The sequence below is a fragment of the Pseudomonas sp. B111 genome (genome assembly GCF_026428275.1).
GTDB lineage: Bacteria > Pseudomonadota > Gammaproteobacteria > Pseudomonadales > Pseudomonadaceae > Pseudomonas > Pseudomonas aeruginosa.
The window spans coordinates 2225420-2251627 of record NZ_CP097857.1 but is presented as its reverse complement, the minus strand read 5'-3'; the positions used below and the strand labels follow the sequence as shown (position 1 = coordinate 2251627).

The 26208-nt window shown below is 66.6% G+C and carries 13 protein-coding genes (1 of these 13 running past the window's edge); 9 read left to right on the top strand and 4 right to left on the bottom strand.

The window, feature by feature from the left end:
• The first annotated feature begins 129 nt into the window (after window positions 1–129).
• From M6E97_RS10505 to ompQ, 4 genes are all read left to right on the top strand, one after another.
• Complete coding sequence (locus M6E97_RS10505) at window positions 130–1125, top strand: FecR family protein (RefSeq protein WP_009876474.1); 996 nt, start codon at window positions 130–132, stop codon at window positions 1123–1125.
• Between the two features lie 99 nt (window positions 1126–1224).
• Window positions 1225–2400 (top strand): pyoverdine export/recycling transporter periplasmic adaptor subunit PvdR, encoded by a 1176-nt coding sequence (pvdR, locus tag M6E97_RS10500; RefSeq protein ID WP_003089547.1) that lies wholly within the window; start codon window positions 1225–1227, stop codon window positions 2398–2400.
• Window positions 2400–4391 carry a pyoverdine export/recycling transporter ATP-binding/permease subunit PvdT gene (gene pvdT, locus M6E97_RS10495; RefSeq protein WP_023087489.1) on the top strand — a complete coding sequence of 664 codons (1992 nt, stop codon included), beginning with the start codon at window positions 2400–2402 and terminating at the stop codon, window positions 4389–4391. The genes pvdR and pvdT overlap by 1 nt, the downstream gene beginning before the upstream one ends.
• Before the next feature lie 5 nt (window positions 4392–4396).
• Window positions 4397–5821, top strand: a complete 1425-nt coding sequence (gene ompQ, locus M6E97_RS10490) for a pyoverdine export/recycling transporter outer membrane subunit OmpQ (RefSeq protein WP_019371757.1) — start codon at window positions 4397–4399, stop codon at window positions 5819–5821.
• Window positions 5822–5869: 48 nt separating this feature from the next.
• On the opposite strand, the gene pvdP is transcribed toward ompQ, so the two are convergent.
• Window positions 5870–7504: a pyoverdine maturation tyrosinase PvdP gene (gene pvdP / locus M6E97_RS10485; protein WP_003139293.1), complete on the bottom strand. Its 1635-nt coding sequence runs from the start codon at window positions 7502–7504 to the stop codon at window positions 5870–5872.
• 215 nt (window positions 7505–7719) lie between these two features.
• Between pvdP and pvdM the strand changes: the two genes are divergently transcribed.
• Genes pvdM through M6E97_RS10470 form a run of 3 tightly spaced genes read left to right on the top strand, consistent with a single transcriptional unit; the run spans window position 7720 to window position 11255 of the window.
• On the top strand, window positions 7720–9066 hold the full coding sequence (pvdM, locus tag M6E97_RS10480; protein ID WP_003103610.1) for a pyoverdine-tailoring dipeptidase-like protein PvdM: 1347 nt from the start codon (window positions 7720–7722) through the stop codon (window positions 9064–9066).
• Window positions 9067–9088: 22 nt separating this feature from the next.
• On the top strand, window positions 9089–10372 hold the full coding sequence (gene pvdN, locus M6E97_RS10475; protein ID WP_003160325.1) for a pyoverdine-tailoring periplasmic protein PvdN: 1284 nt from the start codon (window positions 9089–9091) through the stop codon (window positions 10370–10372).
• A gap of 28 nt (window positions 10373–10400) precedes the next feature.
• On the top strand, window positions 10401–11255 hold the full coding sequence (locus M6E97_RS10470) for a formylglycine-generating enzyme family protein (RefSeq protein ID WP_003110606.1): 855 nt from the start codon (window positions 10401–10403) through the stop codon (window positions 11253–11255).
• 67 nt (window positions 11256–11322) lie between these two features.
• Here M6E97_RS10470 and M6E97_RS10465 read toward each other — a convergent pair whose 3' ends face one another.
• Window positions 11323–12150 carry a pyoverdine synthetase F gene (locus M6E97_RS10465; RefSeq protein ID WP_003110605.1) on the bottom strand — a complete coding sequence of 276 codons (828 nt, stop codon included), beginning with the start codon at window positions 12148–12150 and terminating at the stop codon, window positions 11323–11325.
• 290 nt (window positions 12151–12440) lie between these two features.
• On the opposite strand from M6E97_RS10465, the gene M6E97_RS10460 reads away from it, so the two are divergent.
• Window positions 12441–14093 (top strand): cyclic peptide export ABC transporter, encoded by a 1653-nt coding sequence (locus M6E97_RS10460; RefSeq protein ID WP_017001645.1) that lies wholly within the window; start codon window positions 12441–12443, stop codon window positions 14091–14093.
• Between the two features lie 171 nt (window positions 14094–14264).
• Window positions 14265–16691, top strand: coding sequence for a TonB-dependent siderophore receptor (locus M6E97_RS10455; protein WP_049310698.1), 2427 nt, complete (start codon window positions 14265–14267; stop codon window positions 16689–16691).
• A gap of 108 nt (window positions 16692–16799) precedes the next feature.
• On the opposite strand, the gene M6E97_RS10450 is transcribed toward M6E97_RS10455, so the two are convergent.
• Both M6E97_RS10450 and M6E97_RS10445 read right to left on the bottom strand, forming a co-directional pair.
• Window positions 16800–17765, bottom strand: coding sequence for an alpha/beta hydrolase (locus tag M6E97_RS10450; RefSeq protein WP_033988922.1), 966 nt, complete (start codon window positions 17763–17765; stop codon window positions 16800–16802).
• A gap of 48 nt (window positions 17766–17813) precedes the next feature.
• A protein-coding gene (locus M6E97_RS10445; RefSeq protein ID WP_034005085.1) for a non-ribosomal peptide synthase/polyketide synthase crosses the window boundary here: on the bottom strand, window positions 17814–26208 show its 3' portion. 6581 nt of this gene lie beyond the right edge of the window; the window shows 8395 of its 14976 coding nt (coding positions 6582–14976); its start codon lies beyond the right edge, outside the window; it ends in the stop codon at window positions 17814–17816.

Below are 26208 nucleotides of genomic sequence, written 5' to 3'. Positions count from 1 at the left end.
ATCCTTGACAGAATGGGAAACCCCACAGGCGATGTTGGCAGCCTGAAATCATTAAATTTATAATAATTCTCATCCAGCTTTAAAGCCTTGCCATCGAACAGAGACGACAGGGCGCAAACGGAACCCTCGATGAAGACACCCCTCCCCGCCGACAGCGACACCTTGGTCCAGGACGCCGCACACTGGTGCATGCGCCTGCATGCCGAGGACTGTAGCGAGGAAGAGCGTGCCGAGTTCCGTCGCTGGCTGGCGAGCGATCCGAGGCACGCCGACGAATACGCAGCAATGGAAGAAATCTGGCAACTCAGCGAATTGCTGCCCCGCCGCTCCGACACCCCGGCGGCCGCCCCGGCATGGCCGCGCCCGCGTACTTCCCGCAGGCGCCACTGGAGAAACCAGGCGCGAGCTGCCGCGCTCGCCCTGTTCCTGCTCCCCGCCTCGACCTACCTGGGCTGGTTGCAGGGCTGGATTCCCTCCAGCTATCAACGCTACACGGCGCAGGACAATATCCGCCACGTCACCCTCCCCGACGGCAGCGAGGTAGAACTGGATCTCAAGACCCGCCTCAGCTTCGCCAACTTCAGGGACATCCGCCGCGTCGTACTGGACGACGGCGAGGCCTATTTCCATGTCACCCACGATACGGCCCACCCCTTCGTGGTCAGGGCCGGCAAGGGTTCGATCACCGTCACCGGCACCCGCTTCAACGTCTGGAAGTACCAGGACAACGTCGTCGTCACCGTGACCGAAGGCTCGGTGAAGGTCCGCAGCGAAGGCTCGGGCAACGACAGCAGCCTGACCCCGGGCATGCAGGCCAGCTACTACCCCGGACTGCTGCAACCGCTGGTCGAGGCGGTCGATACCCGCCAGGCACTGGCCTGGCGCGAAGGCCGCCTGATTCTCGACGACCTGCCGCTGGCTCAGGCCCTACCGCTGATCAACCGCTACCTGGAGCATCCGCTGGTCCTCACCGACAAGACCAGCGCCGAACTGCGCATCGGCGGCATCTACAGCACCCGCGAGATACGCAACCTGGTGGAGGCCCTGCCGAAGGTCCTGCCGGTGGATCTCGAGCACCGCGACGACGGCAGCATCCGCATCAGCAGCCGCTACGCCCAGCTCTGATCCGACGCTAAATTATCCGCTTCCGCCTTCGTATACCTGGGAGCGCCAGCCCGCTCGACATACAGCGGCGGTCTCTCCACGCACCGGCCGGATTCCCGAATGAGACGAACCCGTAGTACTCGTCGCGCACTGCTCGTCGCAGTCTGCCTCAGCCCCCTGATCGCCCTGGCCGCCTGGCAGGCCTATCCGTTCCGCAGCAACAGCTTCGATACCGTGAGCGTCAGCCGCGGCAGCATCGAGAGCAGCGTCTCGGCGCTCGGCACCCTGCAACCGCGGCGCTACGTCGACGTCGGCGCCCAGGCCTCCGGGCAGATCCGCAAGTTGCACGTCGAGGCCGGGGACGATGTGACGGAAGGCCAGTTGCTGGTCGAGATCGACCCCTCCACCCAGCAGGCCAAGGTCGATGCCGGCCGCTATTCGATCGAGATGCTCAAGGCCCAGCTGGCCGAGCAACGTGCCCAGTACACCCTCGCCCGCCAGCAGTACCAGCGCCAGCAGCGGCTGGCTGCCGGCGGCGCGACGCGTACCGAGGACGTGCAGAGCGCCCAGGCGCAGATGCTCGCCACCCAGGCGCGGATCGAGATGTACCAGGCGCAGATCCGCCAGGCCCAGGCCTCGTTGCGCAGCGACGAAGCCGAACTCGGCTATACCCGCATCTACGCGCCGATGTCCGGCACGGTGGTGGCGGTCGATGCGCGCGAAGGCCAGACCCTCAATGCCCAGCAGCAGACCCCGTTGATCCTGCGGATCGCCAAATTGTCGCCGATGACCGTCTGGGCCCAGGTTTCGGAAGCCGACATCGGCCGGGTCAAGCCTGGCATGCCGGCCTACTTCACGACCCTCAGCGGCGAAGGCCGGCGCTGGACCGGCAAGGTCCGGCAGATCCTCCCGGTGCCGCCCAAGCCGCTGGACCAGAGCAACCAGGGCGGCGGCAGCCCCACCAGCGGCAGCGGCGGGCAGAGCGGCAGCGGCCGGGTGGTGCTGTATACCGTGCTGGTCGACGTGGACAACGGCGACCACCAACTGATGGCGGAAATGACCGCCCAGGTGTTCTTCGTCGCCGCCACCGCGGAAAACATCCTCACCGCGCCGGTCGCCGCCATCCACGACGACGGCAAGGGCGGCCAGGTCGCCTGGGTGGTCGGCAGCAACGGCAAGCCGCAGAGCCGCCAGATCAGGACCGGCATCAGCGACCGCCTGCGGGTACAGGTGCTTGCCGGCCTGGAGGAAGGCGACCGCCTGCTGATGGCCGCTCCCGACGGCAGCGACAGCTGATGGAAAACGCCACGCACCCCGTCCCCCTGATCGAACTGCGCGACATCCGCAAGCGCTACGGCGGCAATGGCACCCCGGAAGTCGAGGTACTCAAGGGCGTATCGCTGTCGATCCACGCCGGCGAGTTCGTCGCCATCGTCGGCGCCTCCGGCTCCGGCAAGTCGACCCTGATGAACATCCTCGGCTGCCTCGACCGGCCCAGCTCCGGCAGCTACCACTTCGCCGGCCACGACGTCGCCGAACTGGACAGCGACGAGCAGGCCTGGCTGCGCCGCGAGGCATTCGGCTTCGTGTTCCAGGGCTATCACCTGATCCCCTCCGCCTCGGCCCAGGAAAACGTCGAGATGCCGGCGATCTACGCCGGCATCCCGGCGAGCGAGCGGCACACCCGAGCGCGGGCCCTGCTCGAACGCCTGGGCCTGGCCGAGCGCACCGCCAACCGTCCGCACCAGTTGTCCGGCGGCCAGCAGCAGCGGGTGTCGATCGCCCGCGCGCTGATGAACGGCGGCCATATCATCCTCGCCGACGAACCCACCGGCGCCCTCGACAGCCACAGCGGCGCGGAAGTCATGGCGCTGCTCGACGAGCTGGCCAGCCAGGGCCACGTGGTGATCCTGATCACCCACGACCGCGACGTCGCCGCCCGCGCCAAGCGCATCATCGAGGTGCGCGACGGCGAGATCGTCAGCGACAGCGCCAACGACGAGCGCCCGGCGCACCCGAGCGCCGGCGTCGAGCGCCACCTGCAGGCCGACGATCTCAGCCAGCGCCTCGCCGAGGGCAGCAGCGAACCCTCGGGGGCCTGGCGCGCCGAACTGCTGGAGGCGGTGCGCGCCGCCTGGCGGGTGATGTGGATCAATCGGTTCCGCACCGCGCTGACCCTGCTCGGGATCATCATCGGCGTCGCCTCGGTGGTGGTCATGCTCGCCGTCGGCGAGGGCAGCAAGCGCCAGGTGATGGCGCAGATGGGCGCGTTCGGCTCGAACATCATCTATCTCAGCGGCTACTCGCCGAACCCGCGCGCGCCGATGGGCATCGTCAGCAGCGACGACGTCGCCGCCATCGCCACCCTGCCCCAGGTGAAGAAGGTCATGCCGGTGAACGGCGGCGAGCTGGTGGTGCGCTACGGCAACATCGACTACCACGCCTACGTCGGCGGCAACAACACCGACTTCCCGGAAATCCTCAACTGGCCGGTGGCCGAGGGCAGCTACTTCACCGAGCGCGACGAAGACGCCGCCACCACGGTCGCGGTGATCGGCTACAAGGTGCGCAAGAAGCTGTTCGGCAGCGCCAACCCGATCGGCCGCTACATCCTCATCGAGAACGTGCCGTTCCAGGTCATCGGCGTGCTCGCCGAGAAAGGCTCCAGCTCCGGCGACAAGGATGCCGACAACCGCATCGCCATCCCCTACTCCGCTGCCAGCATCCGCCTGTTCGGCACGCGCAACCCCGAGTACGTGATCATCGCCGCCGCCGACGCCCAGCGCGTGCACCAGGCCGAACGCGCCATCGACCAGTTGATGCTGCGCCTGCACCGCGGCCAGCGCGACTACGAGCTGACCAACAACGCGGCGATGATCCAGGCCGAGGCGAAGACCCAGAACACCCTGTCGCTGATGCTCGGCTCGATCGCCGCGATCTCCCTGCTGGTGGGCGGGATCGGCGTGATGAACATCATGCTCATGACCGTGCGCGAACGCACTCGCGAGATCGGCATCCGCATGGCCACCGGCGCCCGCCAGGGCGATATCCTCCGCCAGTTCCTCACCGAGGCGGCGATGCTCTCGGTGGTCGGCGGCCTGGCCGGGATCGCCCTGGCCCTGTGCATCGGCGGCGTGCTGCTGCTCGGCCAGGTCGCGGTGGCCTTTTCCCTGTCGGCCATCGTCGGCGCCTTCAGTTGCGCGCTGGTCACCGGACTGGTGTTCGGCTTCATGCCGGCGCGCAAGGCCGCCCAGCTGGACCCGGTGGCCGCCCTGGCCAGCCAATGACGGACATGTCCATGAAGAATCTTTCTCTGATTTCCGCCTGCCTGCTGCTCGGCGCCTGCGGCAGCACGCCGGCGCCCCTCGACAGCGGCCTGGCCGCGCCCCCTCAGTGGCGCTACCTGGCGGCCGGGCGCAGCGATGCCAGCGACATCCGCCAGTGGTGGAAGGCCTTCGGCGCGCCGGAACTGGACAGCCTGCTGCAACGCGCCCTGCTGAACAGCCAGGACCTCGGCGCAGCGGTGGCCCGCGTGCGCCAGGCCCAGGCCTCGGCGGTGATCGCCGGCGCGCCGTTGCTGCCGGAGCTGAATGCGACGCTCGGCGCCAGCCGGCAGAAACTCCTGCGCGACTCGGGCTACAGCGGTACCGACGCGACCTCCGACAACGATGCCGTCGACTCCTTCTCCGCCGGCCTCAGCGCCAGCTACGAAGTGGACTTCTGGGGCGGTCGCCGGGCTGCCTACCGCAGTGCCCTGGAAAGCCTCAAGGCCAGCGAGTACGACCGCGCCACGGTAGAGCTGACCCTGCTCTCCGGCGTCGCCAACAGCTACCTGCAGGTATTGGCGCTGCGCGAACAGCAGCGCATCGCCAGGCTCAACCTGGACAACGCCGAGCACGTCCTGCGCCTGGTGGAGACCCGCCATGCCGCGGGCTCGGCCACCGCCCTGGAGGTCGCCCAGCAGAGCAGCCTGGTCGCCAGCCAGCGCAAGCAGCTGCCGCTGCTCGAGCAGCAGGCCCATGAGGCGCTGATTACCCTGGCCACCCTGATCGGCGAGCCGGTGCAGGCGCTACAGGTGGCCGAGCGGCCTTTCGACAGCCTGCGCTGGCCGGAGACCGGAGCGGGCCTGCCGAGCGAACTGCTCAGCCGCCGTCCCGATATCGCCAACGCCGAAGCGCAACTGGCCGCGGCCCAGGCCGACGTGCAGGTGGCGCGCGCGGCGCTGTTCCCCAAGCTGACCCTGAGCGCCTCGCTGTCGTCCGGCGCCAACCGCGCCGCCGACACTTTCCGCAACCCCTATTACAACCTGGGCGCCAACCTGCTCGCCCCGATCTTCAACCACGGCCGCCTGCGCGCCGAGCGCGACCGCAGCCTGGCGCGTCAGGAAGAACTGCTGGAAACCTACCGCAAGGCGATCCTCACCGCCTTTGCCGACACCGAACGCTCGCTGAACAGCATCGACGGCCTCGACCGCCAGTTGCACTGGCAGCAGCAGGAGCTGGAGCAGGCGCAGCGCGCCTTCGATCTCTCCGACAGCCGCTACCAGGCCGGCGCGGAAACCCTGCTGACGGTCCTCGAAACGCAACGCACGCTGTACGCGGCGCAGGATGCCGCCGTGCAACTGCGACTGGCCCGCCTGCAGGCCTCGGTCGGCCTGTACAAGGCCCTCGGCGGCGGCTGGCAGAGCGACCGCCAGGGTCTCGCGCGGAAAGACTGAGGCCCGCGTTGCGCGGGCCTCCTCCATCCTTACTCGCTCTTTCGCCGTTCAGCGCCTGAGCTGGTCGCGCGCCAGCTTCAGGTTGCGCGCGTACCAGGGCCGCCGCGGCGCACGCTTGAGCCAGCCGCTCAGTTGATCTTCTTCGCTGAAGATGATGCGCAAAGCCAGCTTCATGGTTTCCACGTCCAGCTCCACCGAGTTGCTGCTCGCCTGGACATCCGAAAGCCCGCATCCATGGGTCGCCGGACCCAGCCAGGGATCGCCGACCTCGACCCATCGACCGGGCGCGAACCATTGGATGCCCTCCACTTCGCGGCGCTGCACTTCGCCAGGATGGAAACGCTCGTGGGCGCGATACCAGTCCTCGATGCGGTCGTCGATCCAGCCGTGGAACGACCAAAACACCGGATTCACATGGGAGGAAAACGGGTCGCCGAGGAAGTCGTTCTCCGGGCGGAACCAGCGCGGGGCAAAATCGGCCGGAAAACGGTCGGTCATGACCGGGGCGCCGTTGGAGGGGTCCCTCGTCACCGAGGCCCAGCGCATGTGCAGCCAGTCATGCATGCCCAGTTCCAGCTCCGAACCGAACTGGCCGAGGGTCAACTTCGCCAGGTACGCCGGGTCCTGGTACTGCGATTCCCAGACCAGGAAATTGGCATGGTAGGCCTCGGCGCTTTTCAGGCCATGCAGCCACTCGCTGTACTCGTCGTCATCCACTGCCACCCAGGCCGGAGGCACGGAAAACCCGTCCGGATTGTCGAAGTAACGGATGAAGCCGGGACGATCGTACTCCAGCGGCACCACAGGTCGCGGCAGACGCTCCCAGGACGGCAGGTCCTGCATGGAACGCGCGGTATGCAGCATGTGCCGGTGCATGAAAAAGAAGTCGATACCCGAGGCGTTGCGATCCTTGCGTGGCCCTCGCGCATCGCGTTCGCGGTCCAGCGGGCCGGGCTGCCAACCGACTCCGCGCAACGCATTGCGTTGTTTTTCCGAAAGCCGATGCCATTTGTCCCGCGAAGCGTGCCATAGCTGGTGGAACAGTCGGTGCTGCGGCGACACCAGCCAACCGAGAAGTTTCTCGTTGAGCACGATGCGCTCATGGGCCAGGGGGAAGTGACGCTTTACCGCAACGAAGCGAAAATCCTCGTTCGGCGACAGCGGCGAACGCTCCAGGCGCTGTATGCGTCCGCTCAGAGTTCCGTCGCCCGCGTTCGCATAGTCTGCCCAGACCTCGTCGAACACCGCCGAGCAATCGTGAGTCGGTGCCACGGAACCGCTCGCCTGGTCCACCAAACGCCAGCGGATGCTTGCAGAACTGGCTCCGAGCAAGTCGCCAAGCACACGAAAGCGCGGCGGCTCCGCCGCGAGGAGACGTTCAGGAGTATCCAGGTAGCCAATCAGGCCGCGTCCCTTGGGTGCCACGTCCAGCACCAGTTGCAAGCCCTCCCGAGGCAGCCCGGGCAGTTCGGCATCACCGCCTACCAGGCGCAGATCCCATAGACCGCGCAGGCGGTCGCCCAGTCGTATGCCATCGGTAGCCGCCAGGTCGAGCGAAGCCTCGTCAGGCGTCTGCGGCTCCTCTTCGCGGGTCAGATGACGATGTGTGTAGTAAGCCACCGGCAGCGCCGCCGCCCCGGTAAGGGCCAGGCCCGCCATGAATCCGCGTCGAGAAACCGTCATCGTCCTACCTGTATCAACCGTGAAGCTCGCTTTATCCAGCTAGAACGTTCCTTCCGTCGGCAAATTTACCGCCCACATGCCGTTCCACAGGCAACTCGACAATCCCTCCCGCGGCGCTAAATTTTCCCGCTCCGGCCTCGTCCCACCCTGACAGGTGAGTCCGCTTCGGCAGACGCTCATCCGCGCTTTCGATCTCGAACCTGACTGGGACGGCAATGACTAGAACACGCACACGCAAGGCCCTCTACCTCGGCTTGCCGATCTTCCTCATCCTCGTCGGCGGCGGCCTGCTGGCCTGGAAGACCTTCGGCCCGAGCGAAGCGGGCTACCCGCGCAAGGTCATGAAGCACGCCGAGGAGTTGCATGAGCGCATCCTCTCCTTCGATAGCCGGATCACCATCCCGCCGGACTTCGGCACCGAAGGCAACGAGTTCGACAAGGACGGACCGAACCAGCTCGACCTGGTCAAGGCGGGCCGCGGGCGCCTGTCCGGCGCTGCCCTGGCGATCTTCGGCTGGCCGGAGATGTGGAACGGCCCGAACGCGCCACACAAGCCGACCCCGGGATTCGTCGACGAGGCTCGTCACCAGCAGGAAATTCGTTACAAGATTCTCACCGGCATGGTCCGCGACTTCCCCAACCAGGTCGGCATCGCCTACTCCCCCGAGGACTTCCGCCGCCTGGCCATGGAAGGCAAGTTCGCCATCGTCATGAGCATGCTCAACGCCTACCCGCTGGGCGACGACCTGTCCCAGCTGGACAAATGGGCCGCCCGCGGCGTGCGCATGTTCGGCTTCAATTATGTCGGCAACAACGACTGGTCCGACTCTTCCCGTCCCTTGCCGTTCTTCAACGACACGGCGGATGCCCTGGGCGGCCTCTCCCCGCTAGGCAAGCAGGCGGTCGAACGGCTCAACGATCTCGGGGTGATCATCGACGTCTCGCAGATGTCGACCAAGGCCCTGGAACAGGTCGCCGCCCTCAGCCGCGCGCCCATCGTCGCCTCGCACTCCGCGCCGCGTGCCCTGGTGGACATCAAGCGCAACCTCAGCGACCACGAGATGCAACTGATCAAGGACAGCGGCGGCGTGATCCAGGTGGTCGGCTTCCCCGCCTACCTGCGTCCGCTGAGCAAACCGACCCTGGACAAGCTCAACGCCCTGCGCGCGCGCTTCGACCTGCCGCCCCTGGAAGGCCTGGACTATGCGCTGATGCCGGGCGATCCGATCATCACCATCTGGCCGGAACAACGCTTCGGTGAATACGCCAGCGCCCTCTACGGCATCCTGGAGGAGGAGCCCAAGGCCGGCCTCAAGGAACTGGTGGACGCCATCGACTACACGGTGAAGAAGGTCGGCATCGACCACGTGGGCATCAGCTCGGACTTCAACGACGGTGGCGGCGTGGACGGCTGGAAGGATGTCAGCGAAATCCGCAACGTCACTGCCGAACTGATCACCCGCGGTTATTCCGATGCCGACATCGCCAAGCTCTGGGGAGGCAACTTCCTGCGCGCCTGGGGCGAAGTGCAAAAACGCGCCAAGCCGACAGCTACCCCCTGACCACGCCGCAACGGACCTCCCGATGAACGACCGTCGTACCTTTCTCAAGCAGGCCGGCATTCTCGCCGCCGGCCTGCCGCTGCTTTCCGCTGCCCAGTCGCTCCGCGCCGAAGGCGCACCGAGCGACGCCGGCAATAAGTGGAAAGCGCTGCGCCAGCAATTCGATCTCGACCCGCAGTATCTGCACTTCGCCAACTTCCTCCTCACCTCCCACCCTCGGCCGGTGCGGGAGGCCATCGAGCGCCTGCGGGTCCGCTTCGACCGCAACCCGGGCGAAGCGGTGGACTGGCATCGCGAGGAAATCTGGAAATACGAGGACGAGGCTCGCGCCTGGGCAGGTCGCTACTTCGCCGTGCAACCTGGCCAGGTGGCGCTCACCGGCAGCACCACCGACGGCCTGGCGGCGATCTACGGCGGCCTGCTGGTGCAGCCGGGCAAGGAGATCCTGACCTCCTCCCACGAGCACTACTCCACCTACACCACCCTGGAATACCGGCACAAGCGCATGGGTACCCAGGTCCGCGAGTTCCCGCTGTTCAAGGACCCGCATCGGGTTTCCGTCGACGAGATCCTGTCCAGCATCGCCGCTCAGATCCGCCCGCAGACCCGGGTGCTGGGCATGACCTGGGTGCAGTCGGGCAGCGGCGTGAAGCTGCCGATCCGGGAGATCGGCAAGCTGGTGCGCGAACTCAACCAGAAGCGCGACGAACAGGACCGGATCATCTACGTGGTCGACGGCGTGCATGGTTTCGGCGTGGAAGACGTCAGCTTCGCCGACTTCGACTGCGACTACTTCATCGCCGGCACCCACAAGTGGCTGTTCGGTCCGCGTGGCACCGGGGTCATCATCGCCCGCTCGGAACAGCTCCAGGAGCACCTGGTGCCGAGCATCCCGACCTTCTCCCGCGCCGACAACTTCGGCACCCTGATGACCCCTGGCGGCTACCACGCCTTCGAACATCGCCTGGCCCTGGGCACGGCCTTCGAGCTGCACCTGCAGTTGGGCAAGGCCGAGGTCCAGGCGCGTATCCACCAGCTCAACGCCTACCTCAAGCAGCGCCTGGGCGAGCATCCCAAGGTCCGCCTGGTCACGCCGACCAGCCCCGAGCTGTCTTCGGGCTTCACCTTCTTCCGCGTCGAAGGCCGCGATTGCGAGGCGGTCGCCAAACACCTGATGGCGCACCGGGTAATCAGCGACGCCGTGGATCGTGATGTCGGCCCGGTGGTGCGCCTGGCGCCGAGCCTGCTGAACGACGAGGCGGAGATCGACCGGGTGCTGGAAATCCTCGCCCCGCAACTCGCCTGACCCCTTTCGCCACTCAACGAGAACCGCCATGCACGCATTATCGCCCCTGGCCCTGGCCGCACTGATCGTCGCCACCGCCCCCGCCTTCGCCGACGAAGCGAAGAAACCCGGCACGGTGTTCAAGGATTGCAAGGACTGCCCGGAGATGGTCGTACTGCCCGCCGGCAGTTTCACCATGGGCACCCCGGACGACGAGGTCGGCCGCCAGCCCGACGAGGGCCCGCTGCACGACGTGACCTTCGCCAAGCCGTTCGCCATCAGCCGCTACCAGGTCACCGCCGGCGAACTGGACGCCTACCTGAAGGCCACCGGCGTCAAGCTGGCCGACGGCGATACCCGCCCCGGCCGCGAATGCATCGCCGGCAAGCCGCGCTACCAGCAAGGCCCTCGCCAGCCGGCGGTATGCGTCGACTACAACGACGTGAAGAACTACGCCGCCTGGCTGTCAAAGAAGACCGGCAAACACTACCGCATGCTCAGCGAGGCCGAGCGCGAGTACGGCGCCCGCGCCGGCAGCGCCGGCCCCTTCCCCTTCCCGTTCGACGAAGGCAAGGAATACAGCATCGCCAAGCACGCCAACACCTACGGCGCCAGCGATGGCTACAACTTCACCTCGCCGGTGGGCAGCTTCCCGCCCAACGCCTTCGGCGTCTACGACATGCACGGCAACGTCTACGAGTGGGTCGCCGATTGCTGGCACGACCACTACAACGGCGCGCCGAGCGACGGCAGCGCGTGGATGGAGGACAAGTGCGAGCTGGTGCAGATCCGCGGCAACGACTGGGGCGAGCCGCCGATCTTCTCGCGCTCGGGCAACCGCAACAATGCCTACCCCGACGCCCGTGGCGACTGGATAGGTTTCCGCGTGGCCCGCGAACTCTGATACGGACGAAGAAAGGCCGGAGCGACGCGGGTCGCTCCGGCCTTTGCGCATCCGCGACCAGGCGTTTTCAGTCCTTCTCGGCCAGCAGCGCCAGGCCTTCATGCAAGGCCGGGAACAGACTGTCGTTGAAGTTGTTCCAGCGCAGCTCGAGGATGGTGTCGTCGGGAGATATCTTCGTTTTCAGCACGTCGTGGAAGACCTCGCCGGAATCGATGCCGTTGTCCACGTAGTGGAACGAGGCGCCGGTCAGGTACAAGGGTTCGACCGGTACGCTTTCCATCGTCGCCCAGTCGACGATCTTCTCACCCCGCGCACCATGCAATGCATCCAGGGTCGCCCAGGCGCCGCGCCGTTCGTAGGGCGAGTCGGCGCGCGTGACCCCGGGATGGATATTCATGATCCGTCGGGCGAATGGCGCCCCGGGCCGCACCAGCTCATCGAGGATGACCAGCAGGCCGTCGAGGACGACGACCTCGGCGCGCAGCTCGACCAGCGTCTCGTACAGGCGTCGTTCGAAGTCGCGCTTGCCGGCCACATGCTCCGCGCTCCCGCGCGGGTGGCGACGGTAGGTGGAAGGCACGTTCAGCAGCAGATCGTTCATGCGCCGCCCCTGTACCTCCAGTTCCGCCGGGTAGAACCACTGCTGTCCAGGCCGGTAGGCGAATCCGTAGTCCTCGATCTTCTGCTGGTCGCGGGGCAGCTCCGGGTCGTCGTCGTAGATCACCCCGACCAATTCGTAGGCGTCCCCAAGCGCCGTCCGGTTCAGCGATTCGGCGAGAAACTCCAGCGGGGACTTCATGTAGCGCAGCTCGCCCTTGTAGGCCACCTGTTGTCCGGCCTTGTCGGCGGCGGCGTTTCTCAGGGACCAGATATAGGCTAATTTCCTTTTCGTCATCTCGTCTTTCTCAGGGAATGGGTCGGACTTGAGCGCGTGCTCCGGCACAGTGTTGGACTCGACAAGGGCTTCCCGGGGAACCCGCTCGAGCGTCGCTCTCACTTAAACGCAACGAACGGCCGGCCGCCGAATTTATCGTCCCCTGCGCTTTTGCCGGACGCCTCGGCGAAGCAGCGCCACAGGCTAAATTTCCCCTCCCCGGCCTCGTCTTCAGGGCAGGCGCGAGCGTGCGCCACTCCGCCATCCGCCTCTCTGCCCTTGCGTCCAGTCGGCCGCGCCGAGGAAACCCCATGTCCGCAACACCCCGTAGCGCCACTCGAGAACTCCTGAGCATTCTCAAACCCTTCTGGCCAGCGCTCAGCCTGTCGATCGGACTGGGTATCGTCGGCGGCCTGGCCATCACCGCGCTGCTCACCTCGATCAACCGCGTACTGAACGCCGAGGGCGGCATGACCAGCGGCATGATGCTGGCTTTCAGCGCGATCTGCGCGCTGGCCCTGCTCAGTTCGATCCTGTCCAACATCGGCACCAACTACGTCGGCCAGAAGGTCATCGCCCGGCTGCGCAAGACCCTCGGCGGCCGGGTGTTGTCCGCCCCGATCGAACAACTCGAACGCTATCGCACGCACCGCCTGATCCCGGTACTCACCCACGACATCGATACGGTCAGCGATCTTGCCTTCGGCCTGCCGCAACTGGTGATCTCCCTGACCGTGACCCTTGGCTGCCTGGGCTACCTGGCCACCCTGTCGCTGCCGATGTTCCTGGTCGCCGCCAGCGCCGTGGTGCTCGGCACCATCGCCCAGTACATCGCCCGCGGCTATGGAATGGCCGGTTTCGAAGCGGCGCGCGAAGAGGAAGACCTGCTGCAGAAGCACTACCGCGGCATGGCCGAGGGAGCCAAGGAGCTGCGCATCAACCGCCCGCGCCGGCAGCGCCTGCACGGGCGACTGCTGGACGAGACCGTGGAGCGCATCTGCCGCCTGCAAGTGCGTTCGGTGAATATATTCCTCACTGCCAGCACCTTCGGTTCGCTGCTGTTCTTCGTGGTCATCGGCACCGCCCTGGCGGTCCAGACCTGGTGGCCGACCTCCGACCGCAGCGTGCTCAGCGGCTTCGTCATGACCCTGCTGTTCATGAAGGGGCCGCTGGAAAGCGTACTCAGCCTGTTGCCGCTGATCAGTCGCAACCGTATCGCCCTGCGCCGGATCGCCGAACTCAACGAGCAGTTCTCCAATCCCGAACCCTACCTGCTGCTCGAGAACGACGTCTCCAGACCGGCTCAAGAGGTGCGCAGCATCGAGTTGCGCGATGTCGGCTACAGCTATCCGGGCGTGCCGGGCTCGACGCCCTTCCGCTTCGGCCCGGTCAACCTGACGATCCGCCCGGGAGAGATACTCTTCATCGTCGGCGAGAACGGCTGCGGCAAGACCACCCTGATCAAGCTGCTGCTCGGGCTGTACACGCCCCACGAGGGCTCGCTGCTGCTCAACGGAGAGGAAGTGACGGCACAGGCGCGCGACGACTATCGTCAGCTGTTCACCACCGTGTTCGCCGACTACTACCTGTTCGATGACCTCGTCGACGGCGAGCAACAGTTGCCGGAAGAAGCCGGGCGCTACCTGAAGCGCCTGGAAATCGCCCACAAGGTCAGCGTCAGCGACGGCAGCTTCACCACCACCGACCTCTCCACCGGCCAGCGCAAGCGCCTGGCGCTGGTCAATGCCTGGATCGAGAAGCGCCCGGTGCTGGTCTTCGACGAATGGGCCGCCGACCAGGATCCCACCTTCCGCCGGATCTTCTATACCGAGCTGCTTCCCGAGCTGAAGCGAATGGGCAAGACCATCATCGTGATCTCCCATGACGACCGCTACTTCGACAGCGCCGACCAACTGCTGCGTCTGGCCGGCGGTCGAGTGGTCGAGGAGCTGCAACCGGCCTGAAGTGCTCTGCCTGCGAACACGGAAAAAACGATTTTTGTTTTCCGGTTTCGCGCCGACCAAACGTCTCAATGGGAAACCAAATAACAATTATTCCCAATCATGACATCCATAAGAGTACTAGAGAGCATGCCAGCACTCCGCACACTCCCCCGTTTCACCAAGGCTCTAGTGATGCGCAATACCCTGACGCTGCATCCGCGCCTGAGCACCGCCGCCCTGGCCATGGCCCTGTTGGCGCCGATCGCCAGCCAGGCCGAAGCGCAGAAGATCCAGTTCGACATCGGCGCCCAGTCCCTGCCCAGCGCCCTGCGCCAGTTCGGCCAGCAGAGCCAGTTGCAGGTGCTCTACAGCGCCGATGAAGTGCAAGGCCTGCGCAGCAACGCGGTCCGCGGTCAACTGAGCGTCGAAGCGGCTCTCGCCGAACTTCTCCGCGGTACCGGCGCCAGCTACAGCCTGCAAGGCTCCAGCGTTACCATCAGCGCCCAGCGCTCGGCGGACTCGGTGGACCTCGGCGACATTACCGTCACCAGCCAGGAGTCGGCCTGGGGTCACGTCAACGGCTACGTGGCCAAGCGCAGCGGTACCGGCACCAAGACCGATACCCCGCTCAAGGAGATCCCCCAGACCATCAACGTGGTCACCCAGGACGAGATCAAGGCGCGCGGTTCGCAGACCGTCACCGAGGCCCTGCGCTACACCCCGGGGATCACCGGCGGCGGCTTCGCCGACCGGGTGAAGATCTTCGACGAGCCGACCTCGCGCGGCTTCAGCCCGGCGCCGATGTACCTCGACGGCCTGCACATGCCCTACGGCGGCGGCAGTACCGGCGGTGCCCTGCAGATCGACCCCTATACCCTGGAACGCATCGAGGTGCTGAAGGGGCCGGCCTCCGTGCTCTTCGGCCAGAACCAGCCTGGCGGCATCGTCAACATGGTATCCAAACGCCCAACGGCCGAACCGATCCATGAGGTGGTGCTCGGCGGCGGCAGCCAGGACCGCCGCTACGGCGCTTTCGACGTCGCCGGCGCGCTCGACGAACAGGGCACTTATCTCTACCGCATAACCGGCGTAGGCCGGGACATCAACTCGGAGATCGACTATGCCGAGCAAAAACGCTTCATGCTGGCACCGAGCTTTACCTGGAACCCCAACGAGCAGACCAGCCTGACCTTCTACGGCCAGTACCAGAAGGACAACGACGTACCCGAGGCCCAGGGCCTGCCGGCCTACGGCACGGTGTTCAGCACGCCCAACGGGCGGATCAAGCGCAGCACCTTCATCGGCGAGCCGGGGCTGAACTCCTACGACCGCGACCAGTTCGTCGTCGGCTACGAGTTCAGCCACGAGTTCAACGATGTCTGGACCTTCAAGCAGAACACCCGCTACGCCTATGTCGACGACCAGTACGTGGCCCCCCTGCACGGCTACCGCTTCGTTCCCAACCCGAACACCGGCGCCAACGACCAGCGCTATACCACCCGCTATGGTGTCGACTGGTCCCAGACCAACAAAGTGTTCGGCATGGACAACATTCTCCAGGCCAAGTACAAAACCGCCGATATCGAACACACCTCGCTGATCGGCCTGGACTACTACCACTCCAATTCGAAATTTCTCGGACTGTACTCCTACGAAGCAGCATCGCCGATCATCGATCTATACAAACCGGTCTACGGCAAGCCATTCACCTTCGGCAGCCCATATCGCTGGGATCGGACCATCAGGCAGACCGGCGTCTATCTGCAGGACCAGATGAAGTGGAACCAATGGTTCCTGACGCTCGGCGGCCGCTACGACTGGGCGGAAACCGACAGCAAGGAGACGGCCGGACATTCGAACGCCAAGGATGAGAAGTTCAGCGGCCGCGCCGGCTTCGGTTATGAATTCTCCAACGGCATCACCCCGTACGTGAGCTATTCCGAGTCGTTCCAGCCCGTAAGCGGCTATAACCTGGACCAGAACTCGAAAGCCTTCAAGCCGACCACCGGCAAGCAGTACGAGGCGGGGATCAAGTACCAGCCGCCGGGACAAGACAGCTTCATCCAGGCATCGGTCTACCAGATCGATCAGAAAAACGTCCTGACCACCAATCTCGAGAACCCGAACTTCTACAATCAATCGGCCGCCATGCGCTCCAAGGGCTTCGAACTGGAAGGCAAGGCGAGTCTGACCAACAACCTGGGCATCATCGCGTCATTCTCGCGAAACGACGTCAAGTACACCAAGGACAACGATGGTCGCGAAGGACGTCATCCCGCGGGCACTCCGCCGATGACCGCCGCCGTCTGGCTGGACTACACCCTCGGCGGGGATACCGTGCTCGCCGGCCTCGGCGCGGGGATCGGCGCGCGCTACTCCCGCGGCAGCGACGGCACCGATACCGCCGACAACCACTTCACCATCCCCTCCTATACCCTGTACGACGGCAAGCTGTCCTACGACTTCGAGAAATCCCCGCTGCGCCTGAAAGGCCTGAAACTCCAGGTCAACCTGGAAAACATCGAGGACAAGAAGTACGTCAGCCGCTGCGCCGGCATCTGGGACTGCTACTACGGCCAGGGCCGCACCATCACCTCCGACTTGACCTACAACTGGTAAGGCATCCGGGGGAAGGCCAGCGGCCTTCCCTCTTCATCAGTGCGAACGCTCTACGAAAAAGCCCCGCCAGATCATCTGACGGGGCTTTTTCACGAAGGATGGCGGTGCTCAGGTCGCCAAGGCCGCCACCAGCGCGTCGGCGATCATGTCCTTGGCGTCGTCCGCCTCGTCGACGATCGCACCCATGCGCAGGAAATCATGGGTCATCCCCGGATAGACGCACAACTCCACCCGGGCGCCGCCCTGGCGCAGGTGCTCGGCATAGGCGATGCCCTCGTCATGCAGCGGGTCGCACTCCGCGACCAGCAGCAACGTCGGCGCCAGGTCAGCCGGCACCACGCCGAGCAGCGGCGAGAAACGCGGGTCCTGACGGTCCTCGGGGCTACGCTGGTAGTGCTGGTAGAACCACTCCAGGCTGTCCTTCTCCAACAGGTGGCCAACGGCGTAACGCTCGATCGATTGGTGCGTGCGGCTGGCATCGGTGACCGGGTAGATCAGTACCTGCAGACGCGGTTGCGAGGCGTCTCCCCGCAGCGCCAAGCGATGCGACAACACCGCGCACAGACTGCCGCCGACGCTGTCGCCGGCAACCGCCAGGCGTTGCGGATCGATGCCTAGCCGTGCGGCTTCGGCAGCCAACCAGCACCAGGCATCCTCGGCGTCCTCGGCGGCGGTCGGAAAACGCCACTCCGGCGCCAACCGGTAGGCCAGAGAAAGCACCACGCAACCGGCGCGCTCGGCCAGGCTGGCGCACAGCGCGTCGTGGGAGTCCAGGCTGCCGACGACGTAGCCGCCGCCATGCAGGTAGAGCACGCCCGGCAACGGCGGCGACGCGGACAGCCCCTGGGGACTGTAGAGGCGCGCCGGCAACGGCGTACCGTCCCGCGCCGGGACGAACAGCGTCTCGACGCGCGGCAGCGGCTCGTCGAGGCCTGGGTCCATCAACGCCGACGACTGGTCGAACTGCTCGCGCGCCTGTTGCACCGTCAACTGGTGCATGGGCAGGCTCTTGCCACTGCTGCGGCCGTTGCCGACCAGTTCCAGGTATGCCGCGATATCGGGGTTCAAGGCCATTTCATAGTCTCCAACGGGCCGGCCCCGGCGGGGCCGGCCAAAGCTTCGTCATGAATAGACGAGGCTGCCGTGGATTTCTTCAAGCGCCTCCACCAGGGAGTCGAGCACCTCCTGCGCATGGGGTATCTGGAAATGCCCGCACGCGGCGACCCGACCGGCCAGAGGCTGACCACCCAACTGCCGCGACAGCGCCCGCACCTCTTCACCACGCCCGCGCGTCCACCAGCACAGCGGCCGGACCTGGATCGGCGAGCAACTATCCAGTTGCCCGGAGAGTTGCTTGAGTTGCCGGGCGACCAGGAATACCTGGGCCAGTTCGTCGCAGCCCAGCCCTCCCTTCCCGGTCTGGCCGACGCCAAGGCACTCGGCGATGGCGGCGCTGACGTTGTCGCGCTGCTCCAACCCGGCGGCCAGTGGCGGACGGGTTTCCAGGCCGGCGCTGACGCTGAGGAAGTCCAGCAGATCCTCGCGCCAGTCATCGGCGGCAGGCGCCTCGGTTCCCGGCACATAGCTGTCCAGCAGACCGAGGAAGGCAACCTGCTGCCCCTGCCGCTCGAGCTCGGCGGCCATCAACATACCCAGGGTCCCTCCCAGCGACCAGCCGAGCAGGTGATAGGGACCCTCGGCCTGGCGCTGGCGGATCAGCGCGACGTAATCCTCGGCCATCCGTTGCAGGGAAACGTCCCGCCAGTTCGGATCCAGCAGCGAGCGGGCCTGGATCGCCAGTACGCTGCGGCGGCCATTCAGGCGCCGGGCCAGCGGTTCATAGTCGAACACCGTGCCGAAGCCGGCATGCACGCAGAACAGCGGCGGGCATCCGTCCACCGCCGCGTTCAGCGCCAGGATCGGCGACGGCGGCGCAGCGCTGTCGTCGTACCCGGACAAGGCGGCGATGCTCGGCTTCTGGATCAGGTCGCGCAGCTTCAGGCTGAAGCCCAGCTTCTTCAGGGCACGGGCCTTGGCCACCACCTGCATGCTGAGGATAGAGTCGCCACCCAGTTCGAAGAAGTTGTCGTGCACACCGATCCTTGCGATGCCGAGCACTTCCTGCCAGATACCGGCCAGGGCCAGCTCCAGCTCATTGCGCGGCGCCACGTAGGCCTCGCTGGCGGTGACGTCGATGTCCGGCAGCGCCTTGCGGTCGATCTTGCCGTTCGGCGTCAGCGGCATCGCCGGCAGCAGGGCCAGGTGCGCCGGCACCATGTACTCCGGCAGATCGCGCTTGAGGCGCTCGCGCAGGCGCTCGAGCAGGCCCGAGGCGTCCGCGCCGTCTTCCGCGACCACATAGCCGAGCAGTTGCTTGCCACTCGCCGCGTCGCGGGCAACCACCACCGCTTCGCGGACCTCGCCGGCATCCTGCAGGCGCGCCTCGATCTCGCCCAGTTCGATGCGGAAGCCCCGCACCTTGACCTGGTTGTCGATGCGCCCGAGGTAGTCGAAGGTGCCGTCCTCGCGCTGACGAACCAGGTCGCCGGTGCGATAGAGGCGCTCGCCGGTACGGCTGAACGGGTTGGCGACGAAGCGCTCGGCGCTCAACCCCGGTCGCTGCAGATAGCCTCGCGCCAGGCCGACACCGCCGAGGTACAACTCCCCGGCCACGCCTGCCGGCAACGGGTTCAGGTCGGCGTCCAGGACATAGCCGCAGCGCTCGCCGACGAAGCTGCCGATGGGCGCATAGGCAGCGCCGCATTCGGTGTCCATGGCAGCCTTCCAGATCAGCGGCGTGACCACGGTTTCCGTCGGGCCATAGCCGTTGATGATGTAGCGCGGTTTCAGCGCGCGCTTGGCCAGTTCGAAACCGGCCACCGGCACCGCGTCGCCGCCGAAGCAGTAGATGCGTACCGGCGGCGGGTTGCCGTCACGCTCGGCATGCTCGGCCAGCTGTTGCAGGTAGACCGGCGGGAACGCGGCAACCGTCACGCCGTGGCGTTGCATCGCCGCGTAGGTCTGCTCCGGCGTCCACAGCGCATCGTCGCGCAGCAGCAGGCTGCCGCCATGGCCCAGGGCGGTCAGCCAGCGCTCATGGGCGCCGTCGAAAGCGAACGACATGAAGTGCAGCTCGCGATCGGCCGGGGTCATCTCGTAGCGCTCGCCGACCGCGTCGATGTGCATCGCCAGAGGACCATGGCTCACCGCGACGCCCTTGGGCAGGCCGGTGGAGCCGGAGGTATAGATGACGTAGGCGAGGTTGGCGGGATGGACCTCGACCTGCGGCGCCTGCGCCGGATGCTCCAGCAGATCCAGGCGGTCCAGGGCCAGGGCGGGCACGCCGGCGGGCACCGGCAATTGCACCAGCGCCTGGCTTTCGCTCAGCAGCAGAGCGATGCCGGAGTCCTGCATCAGGTAAGCCAGCCGCTCACGCGGATACGCCAGGTCCAGCGGCACATAGGCGCCACCGGCCTTGAGCACGGCGAGCAGCGCAACGACCAGCTCGGTGCCGCGCGGCAGCGCCACACCGACCCGCACGTCGGCCGCCACGCCGCGCTCGACCAGCGCATGCGCCAGGCGGTTGGCCCGCGCGTCCAGCTCGGCGAACGAGTGGCTGCGCTCGTCAAACACCAGCGCGGTGGCGTCCGGCGTGCGCCGGCTCCACTCGCCGATGCGCTGGTGTACCAGCGGATACCGATCCGGACACGCGCCATCCGCCAACGGCACCCGGGCACTCGGCAAGCCGATGTTGCCCAGGCGGCACTCGGCGTCGCCGCTCAAGGCTGCGAGCAGCCCTTCCATATCCGTGCGCAGGCGCTCGACCGAAGCCACGGCGAAGTGCTCGCGCAGGAACATGTATTCGATCGCCAGGCCGGAATCGTCGCTGGTCACCATCAGGTCCATGGGGAAGTTGGTCAGGCCTGCGCTGCGCATCTCGCCGAAGCGCAGCGAATCGTCGCGCCAGTCACGCAGCGTCCGGTCAACCGGATGGTTCTCGAACACGATGATGCTGTCGAACAGCGATTGACCGCTGCGCCCAGCCCAGCGCTGGATGTCGCTGAGCGGGGTGTACTCCTGCTCGCGCATCTCCAGGTTGTAGTCCTGCAAGGCTCTCAGCCAATCGCCGACGCACTGTTCCGGCGCCACTTCGCAGACCACCGGCAAGGTATTGATGAACAGCCCGAGGATCCGTTCCGACGCCTCCAGGCTGGCCGGCCGACCGGCAACGGTGGCGCCGAAGGACACGCAGCGCTGGCCGCCGTAGCGACTCAGCAGGAGCAGCCAGGCGCCCTGTACCAGGGTATTGAGCGTCACTCGCTGGGATTGGGCGAAACGTTTCAGGTGCTCGGTGGCATCGCTGTCCAGGCGCGTGTACAACGCCTGGTGCCCATATCCTTCGCGGGCAGCGTTGAAGGCGTCGGCCAGATAGGTCGGCTCGTCCATGCGTGCCAGTTGGCGGCGCCAGAAGGCCTCGCTGGCCTTGCCATCGCGCGCCCGCAGCCAGGCGATGTAGTGCCGGTAAGGGACGGCGGGCGGCAGGCTGCCGCCGGAATAGAGTTCGAGTATCTCGCCGAACAGCTGCGAAGTGCTCCAGCCATCGATGAGAATGTGGTGGTAGGTCCAGATCAACTGGTAGCGATCCTCGCCCAGGCGCAGCAGGCGTACCCGTTGCAGCGGCGGCTGGCCCAGGTCGAAGCCCTTGCGCCGCTCCTGTTGCGCGACCTGTTCCAGCGCTTCGTCGCTTATCGCCCGCCCACGCCAGTCGAGGACCTCGAACGGCAGCCCGGGATCGGCCAGGACAAATTGCAGGGGCTCTTCCTGGTCCAGCCAGAGGAAGCCGCTGCGCAACACTTCATGGCGCTGCGCCACCGCCGACCAGGCGCGTTGCAGGCGCTGCGGATCGAGTCCGTCGACCGCGATGCTCAATTGGTTGATGTACAACTCGGCGTCCGGGCTGTTCAGCCCGAGGAACAGCATGCCCTGCTGCATCGGCGAGAGGCTGTAGAGGTGTTCCAGCCGTTCGTGGGGCAACGGCAGCGCCTGCACTTGCTGCGGCAGTAGATTGTGCAGGACGGCGCCGTCGGGCACGCTCGCCGGCTCTGCGACGGGCGCCGCCGCGCTGCAGCGCTCGGCCAGCTTGCGAATGTTCTGCAACTGGAACAGGTCGCGCGGGCTCAGTTGCAATCCGGCCTGGCGCGCTCGGCTGACCACCTGGATCGAGACGATCGAGTCGCCGCCGAGGGCGAAGAAGTTGTCGGTCACGCCAACCCGCTCGCGCCCCAGGACATCCGCCCAGATCGCCGCCAGTTGCCGCTCCGGTTCGCTGGCCGGTGCCACGTATTCGCCGAGTCCGTCTTCCGCCTCGATCTTCGGCAGCGCCTTGCGATCCAGCTTGCCGTTCGGACTCAGCGGCATCCGCTCCAGCGCCAGCCACTGCGCCGGCACCATGTATTCCGGCAGGCTCGCCGCCAGGTGCGCGGCCAGCACTTCGCGCCAGTCGCCGCCCTCGCTCTCCAGCACCACGTAGCCGACCAACTGCTTGCCGTCCACCGCCAGCACCGCCGCCTCGCGCACCCACGGATGCTCCAGCAGGCGCGCCTCGATCTCGCCCAGCTCGATGCGCAGGCCGCGCAGCTTCACCTGGTGGTCGATCCGCCCGGCGTACTCGATCACCCCGTCGGCGCGGTAGCGCGCCAGGTCGCCGGTGCGGTACATCCGCTCCCCAGCCACGAACGGGCTGGCGACGAAACGCTCGGCAGTCAGCCCCGGACGCTGGTGGTAGCCACGGGCCAGGCCCCGACCGGCCAGGTACAGCTCGCCGAGCACGCCCACCGGTACCGGCTCCAGGTTGCCATCGAGGATGTAGCAGGCCAGGTTGGCGATCGGCCGGCCGATCGGCACCGCGTCCTTGCCCTCCTCCATGCAGGTCCAGTGGGTGACGTCGATGGCCGCCTCGGTCGGGCCATAGAGGTTATAGAGGCCGGCCTGCGGCAGCTTGGCGAACACCTGCTGCTGGGCGTCCGCCGGCAGCGCCTCGCCGCTGCAAACGATGCGTTTCAGGCTGGTGCAGGAGGCGACGTCTTCGTCCTGCAGGAAGGCCTGCAGCATCGACGGCACGAAGTGCAGCGTGTCGACCCCTTCGCGATTGATCAGCGCCACCAGCTTCGCCGGATCGCGATGGTCGCCCGGCGCGGCCACCACCAAACGCGCCCCGCTCATCAGCGGCCAGAAGAACTCCCAGACCGACACGTCGAAGCTGAACGGGGTCTTCTGCAACACCGTGTCACCGACGCCCAGGCCATAGGCCTGCTGCATCCAGCACAAACGGTTGCTCAGCGCCGAGTGGCGGTTGCCGGCGCCCTTGGGCTTGCCGGTGGAGCCGGAGGTGTAGATGACATAGGCAAGATTCTCGCCGTTCAGCTCGATCCCCGGATTGTTCTCGGCATGGTTTTCCAGCCAGGCATCGGCCTGGTCCAGGTCGATCCGCTGCACACCTTGCGCCAGCGGCAGCTTCAGGTGCGACTGGCTGAGCAGCAGCTGCACGCCGCTGTCCTCCAGCATGTAGGCCTGGCGCTCCTCGGGATACTCCGGGTCCACCGGCACGTAGGCGCCGCCGGCCTTGAGGATCGCCATCAGGGCCACGACCATCTCGATGGAACGCTCCATGGCCACGCCCACCAGGCGGTCCGCGCCGACCCCGCGCTCGATCAAGGCATGCGCCAGGCGGTTGGCCCGGCGGTTCAGCTCGGCGTAGTCCAGGCGCTCCTCGCCGAAGGCCAGCGCCGGCGCCGTCGGTGTGCGCTCGACCTGCTCCTCGAACAATCGGTGCACGCCGCGTTGCAGCGGGTACTCGGCCGCAGTGGCGTTCCAGCCTTCCAGCAACTGGTAGCGCTCGGCGGCAGCCAGACTGTCCAGCTCGCCCAACGACGCCCCCGGGTTTTCGCACATCCCCAGCAACAAGCGTTCGAGGCGTTCCGCCAGGCACTCGATCGCCGCCTCGTCGAAAGCCTGGCGGGAATAGCTGTAGTGCAGTTCGAGGGTCTCTCCGGCGCTCACCAGCAGCGTCAGCGGATAGTGCGTCTGCTCCTGGTTGCTAAGCGCGTCGATCCGCATGTCCGTCGGTGTCTCTTCCGCCAGCGCTGCGGAAACCGGGTAGTTCTCGAATACCAGGATGTTGTCGAACAGGGCCTCGCCGACCTGCCCGGCCCAACGCTGGATGTCATACAACGGCGTGTGCTCGAACTCGCGCAGCGCCAGGTTTTCGCCCTGCACCGCCTGCAGCCAGTCGCCGAGCGGCTGCTCCGGACACGGGCTGGCGACCACCGGCAGCGTGTTGATGAACAGGCCGATCTGCTCCTCGATCCCGCGCAACTCCGCCGGACGACCGGATACGGTGGCACCGAAGGCCACGGTGTCCTGCCCGGTGTAGCGTTGCAGCAGTATCAGCCAGGCCGCCTGGACCAGGGTATTGAGCGTCACCTTCTGCTCACGGGCGAACTCTGCCAGGCGCTGGCTCGTGGTGACGTCCAGCTGACGATAGCGATCGGCATGGCCCTCGGCACCCCGCACCCCGTGGGCGAACGCCGGAACCAGCAGGGTCGGCTCGCCCAGCCGCTGAAGGCGCTGCTTCCAGAACGCCTCGGTGCGACCCGCATCCTGGCGTTGCAGCCAGGCGATGTAGTCGCGATAGCGCCCATCCGAGCGCGACGGCGTCTCGCCGCGGTAGCGCTGCAAGACTTCGCCGAGCAACTGCGAGTTGCTCCAGCCGTCCATCAGGATGTGGTGATTGGTGTAGATCAGGTGGTGCCGGCGTTCGCCGGTACGCACCAGCACCAGCCGCAGCAGCGGCGCCTCGGCGAGTTCGAAGCCGAGCCCGGCCTCGCCGGCGGCGAGGGCATCGAGCGCCTCGGCGAGGTCCGCGCGGTCGCGCCAGTCGTGCACGCTGAACGGCACCTCGACGCGCTTGCGCACCAGTTGCAGCGGCTTTTCCAGCGCACCCTGCCAGAGGAACCCGCTGCGCAGGACTTCGTGGGCATCCAGCGCCGCCTGCCAGGCCTCGCGGAAGCGTTGGGGATCCAGGCCTTCCACGTCCAGACGCATCTGGTTGATGTAGTCGCCGCTGTTCTGCTGGTACAGGCTGTGGAACAGCATACCCTGCTGCATCGGCGACAGCGGATAGAGATCCTCCACCTCGCCCGCCGCCAGGGGCAAAGCGTCCAGTTGCCGCTGGTCGAGCCCGGCCAGGGGGAAGTCCGAAGGGGTCACGCCTTCGACATCGGCGGCGCAACAATGCTCGATCAGCGCCAGCAGCTCGTCGCGATAGGCATCGGCGAGGCGAAGGATGCTCGCCTCGCTGAAACGCGCGGCGCTGAAGCTCCAGTCGATACCGAGCCGGCCGGCATAGACCTGGCCGTTGAGACTCAGCCAGTTGTCCAGCGGCGCGTCGCTGTCGCGCTCGCTGCCGGCCGCATCGGCGCTGGGACGGAACAGCGCGGAGGAATCGGCGGAGAAGCTGCCGTCGAACTGCCCCAGGTAGTTGAAGGTGATGCGCGGACTCGGCAAGGCCGCCAGCGCCGCCCGATCCTCGGCGCTGCCGAGGTAACGCAGGGCGCCGAAACCCAGACCCTTGTGCGGAATCGCGCGCAGTTGCTCCTTGATCCGTTTGATCGAAGCGCCCAGCTCCGCCACCGGCGACAGGCGCAGCGGGAACAGGCTGGTGAACCAGCCTACCGTGCGGGTCAGGTCGATGTCCTCGAACAGCTCCTCGCGCCCGTGTCCTTCGAGCTGGATAAGGGTATCCGCCTGGCCGGTCCAGCGACCGATGACCCGCGCCAGGGCGGTGAGCAGCAGATCGTTGACCTGGGTCCGGTAGGCCGCCGGCGCTTCCTGCAACAACCGGCGCGTGGCCTCTTCGGTCAGCTCGGTACGTGCCGAACGGACATGCCGGACCGATTGCGCACCCTCGCGATCGTCGCAGGGCAGTTCGGTGGATACGCCTTCGAGCTGCGCCAGCCAGTAGCCGCGCTCGCCCTCCAGGCCGCCGTCGCGGGCATGCGCCTGCAAGCGTTCGGCCCACGCCTTGAAGGCGCTGGTCTTGGCGGGTAGCGCAACGGCCTGGCCGGCCTGCAACTGGCGGTAGGCGGTCTGCAGGTCTTCGAGCAGGATCCGCCAGGAAACCCCGTCCACCGCCAGATGGTGGATCACCAGCAACAACCGCTGGCTGCCGTCTCCGAGCGTCGCCAGCAGCGCGCGCAACAGTGGCCCGCGGCCCAGGTCGAGACTGCGCTGGGCCTGCTCCGCCAAGGCTTCCAGCGCTTGGCCGTCGGCGACCGACTGCTGCCACAACAACGCCTCGCCGGCCTCGACCGCGCGGTGTTCGGCGCACCAGGTCCCGTCTTCGAGGCGGAAGCCCAGGCGCAACGCATCGTGGTGCGCCAGCAAGGCCTGCAGCGCCGTTTCCAGAAGCGTACCGTCGAGCGCCTGCCCCGGCTCCAGCAGGACCGACTGGTTCCAG

Excerpts from the sequence above, each read along its gene's own strand:
- M6E97_RS10505 (WP_009876474.1), top strand. The coding sequence starts at position 130 with ATGAAGACACCCCTCCCCGCCGACAGCGACACCTTGGTCCAGGACGCC.
- pvdR (WP_003089547.1), top strand. The coding sequence starts at position 1,225 with ATGAGACGAACCCGTAGTACTCGTCGCGCACTGCTCGTCGCAGTCTGC.
- pvdT (WP_023087489.1), top strand. The coding sequence starts at position 2,400 with ATGGAAAACGCCACGCACCCCGTCCCCCTGATCGAACTGCGCGACATC.
- ompQ (WP_019371757.1), top strand. The coding sequence starts at position 4,397 with ATGTCCATGAAGAATCTTTCTCTGATTTCCGCCTGCCTGCTGCTCGGC.
- pvdP (WP_003139293.1), bottom strand. The coding sequence starts at position 7,504 with ATGACGGTTTCTCGACGCGGATTCATGGCGGGCCTGGCCCTTACCGGG.
- pvdM (WP_003103610.1), top strand. The coding sequence starts at position 7,720 with ATGACTAGAACACGCACACGCAAGGCCCTCTACCTCGGCTTGCCGATC.
- pvdN (WP_003160325.1), top strand. The coding sequence starts at position 9,089 with ATGAACGACCGTCGTACCTTTCTCAAGCAGGCCGGCATTCTCGCCGCC.
- M6E97_RS10470 (WP_003110606.1), top strand. The coding sequence starts at position 10,401 with ATGCACGCATTATCGCCCCTGGCCCTGGCCGCACTGATCGTCGCCACC.
- M6E97_RS10465 (WP_003110605.1), bottom strand. The coding sequence starts at position 12,150 with ATGACGAAAAGGAAATTAGCCTATATCTGGTCCCTGAGAAACGCCGCC.
- M6E97_RS10460 (WP_017001645.1), top strand. The coding sequence starts at position 12,441 with ATGTCCGCAACACCCCGTAGCGCCACTCGAGAACTCCTGAGCATTCTC.
- M6E97_RS10455 (WP_049310698.1), top strand. The coding sequence starts at position 14,265 with ATGCGCAATACCCTGACGCTGCATCCGCGCCTGAGCACCGCCGCCCTG.
- M6E97_RS10450 (WP_033988922.1), bottom strand. The coding sequence starts at position 17,765 with ATGGCCTTGAACCCCGATATCGCGGCATACCTGGAACTGGTCGGCAAC.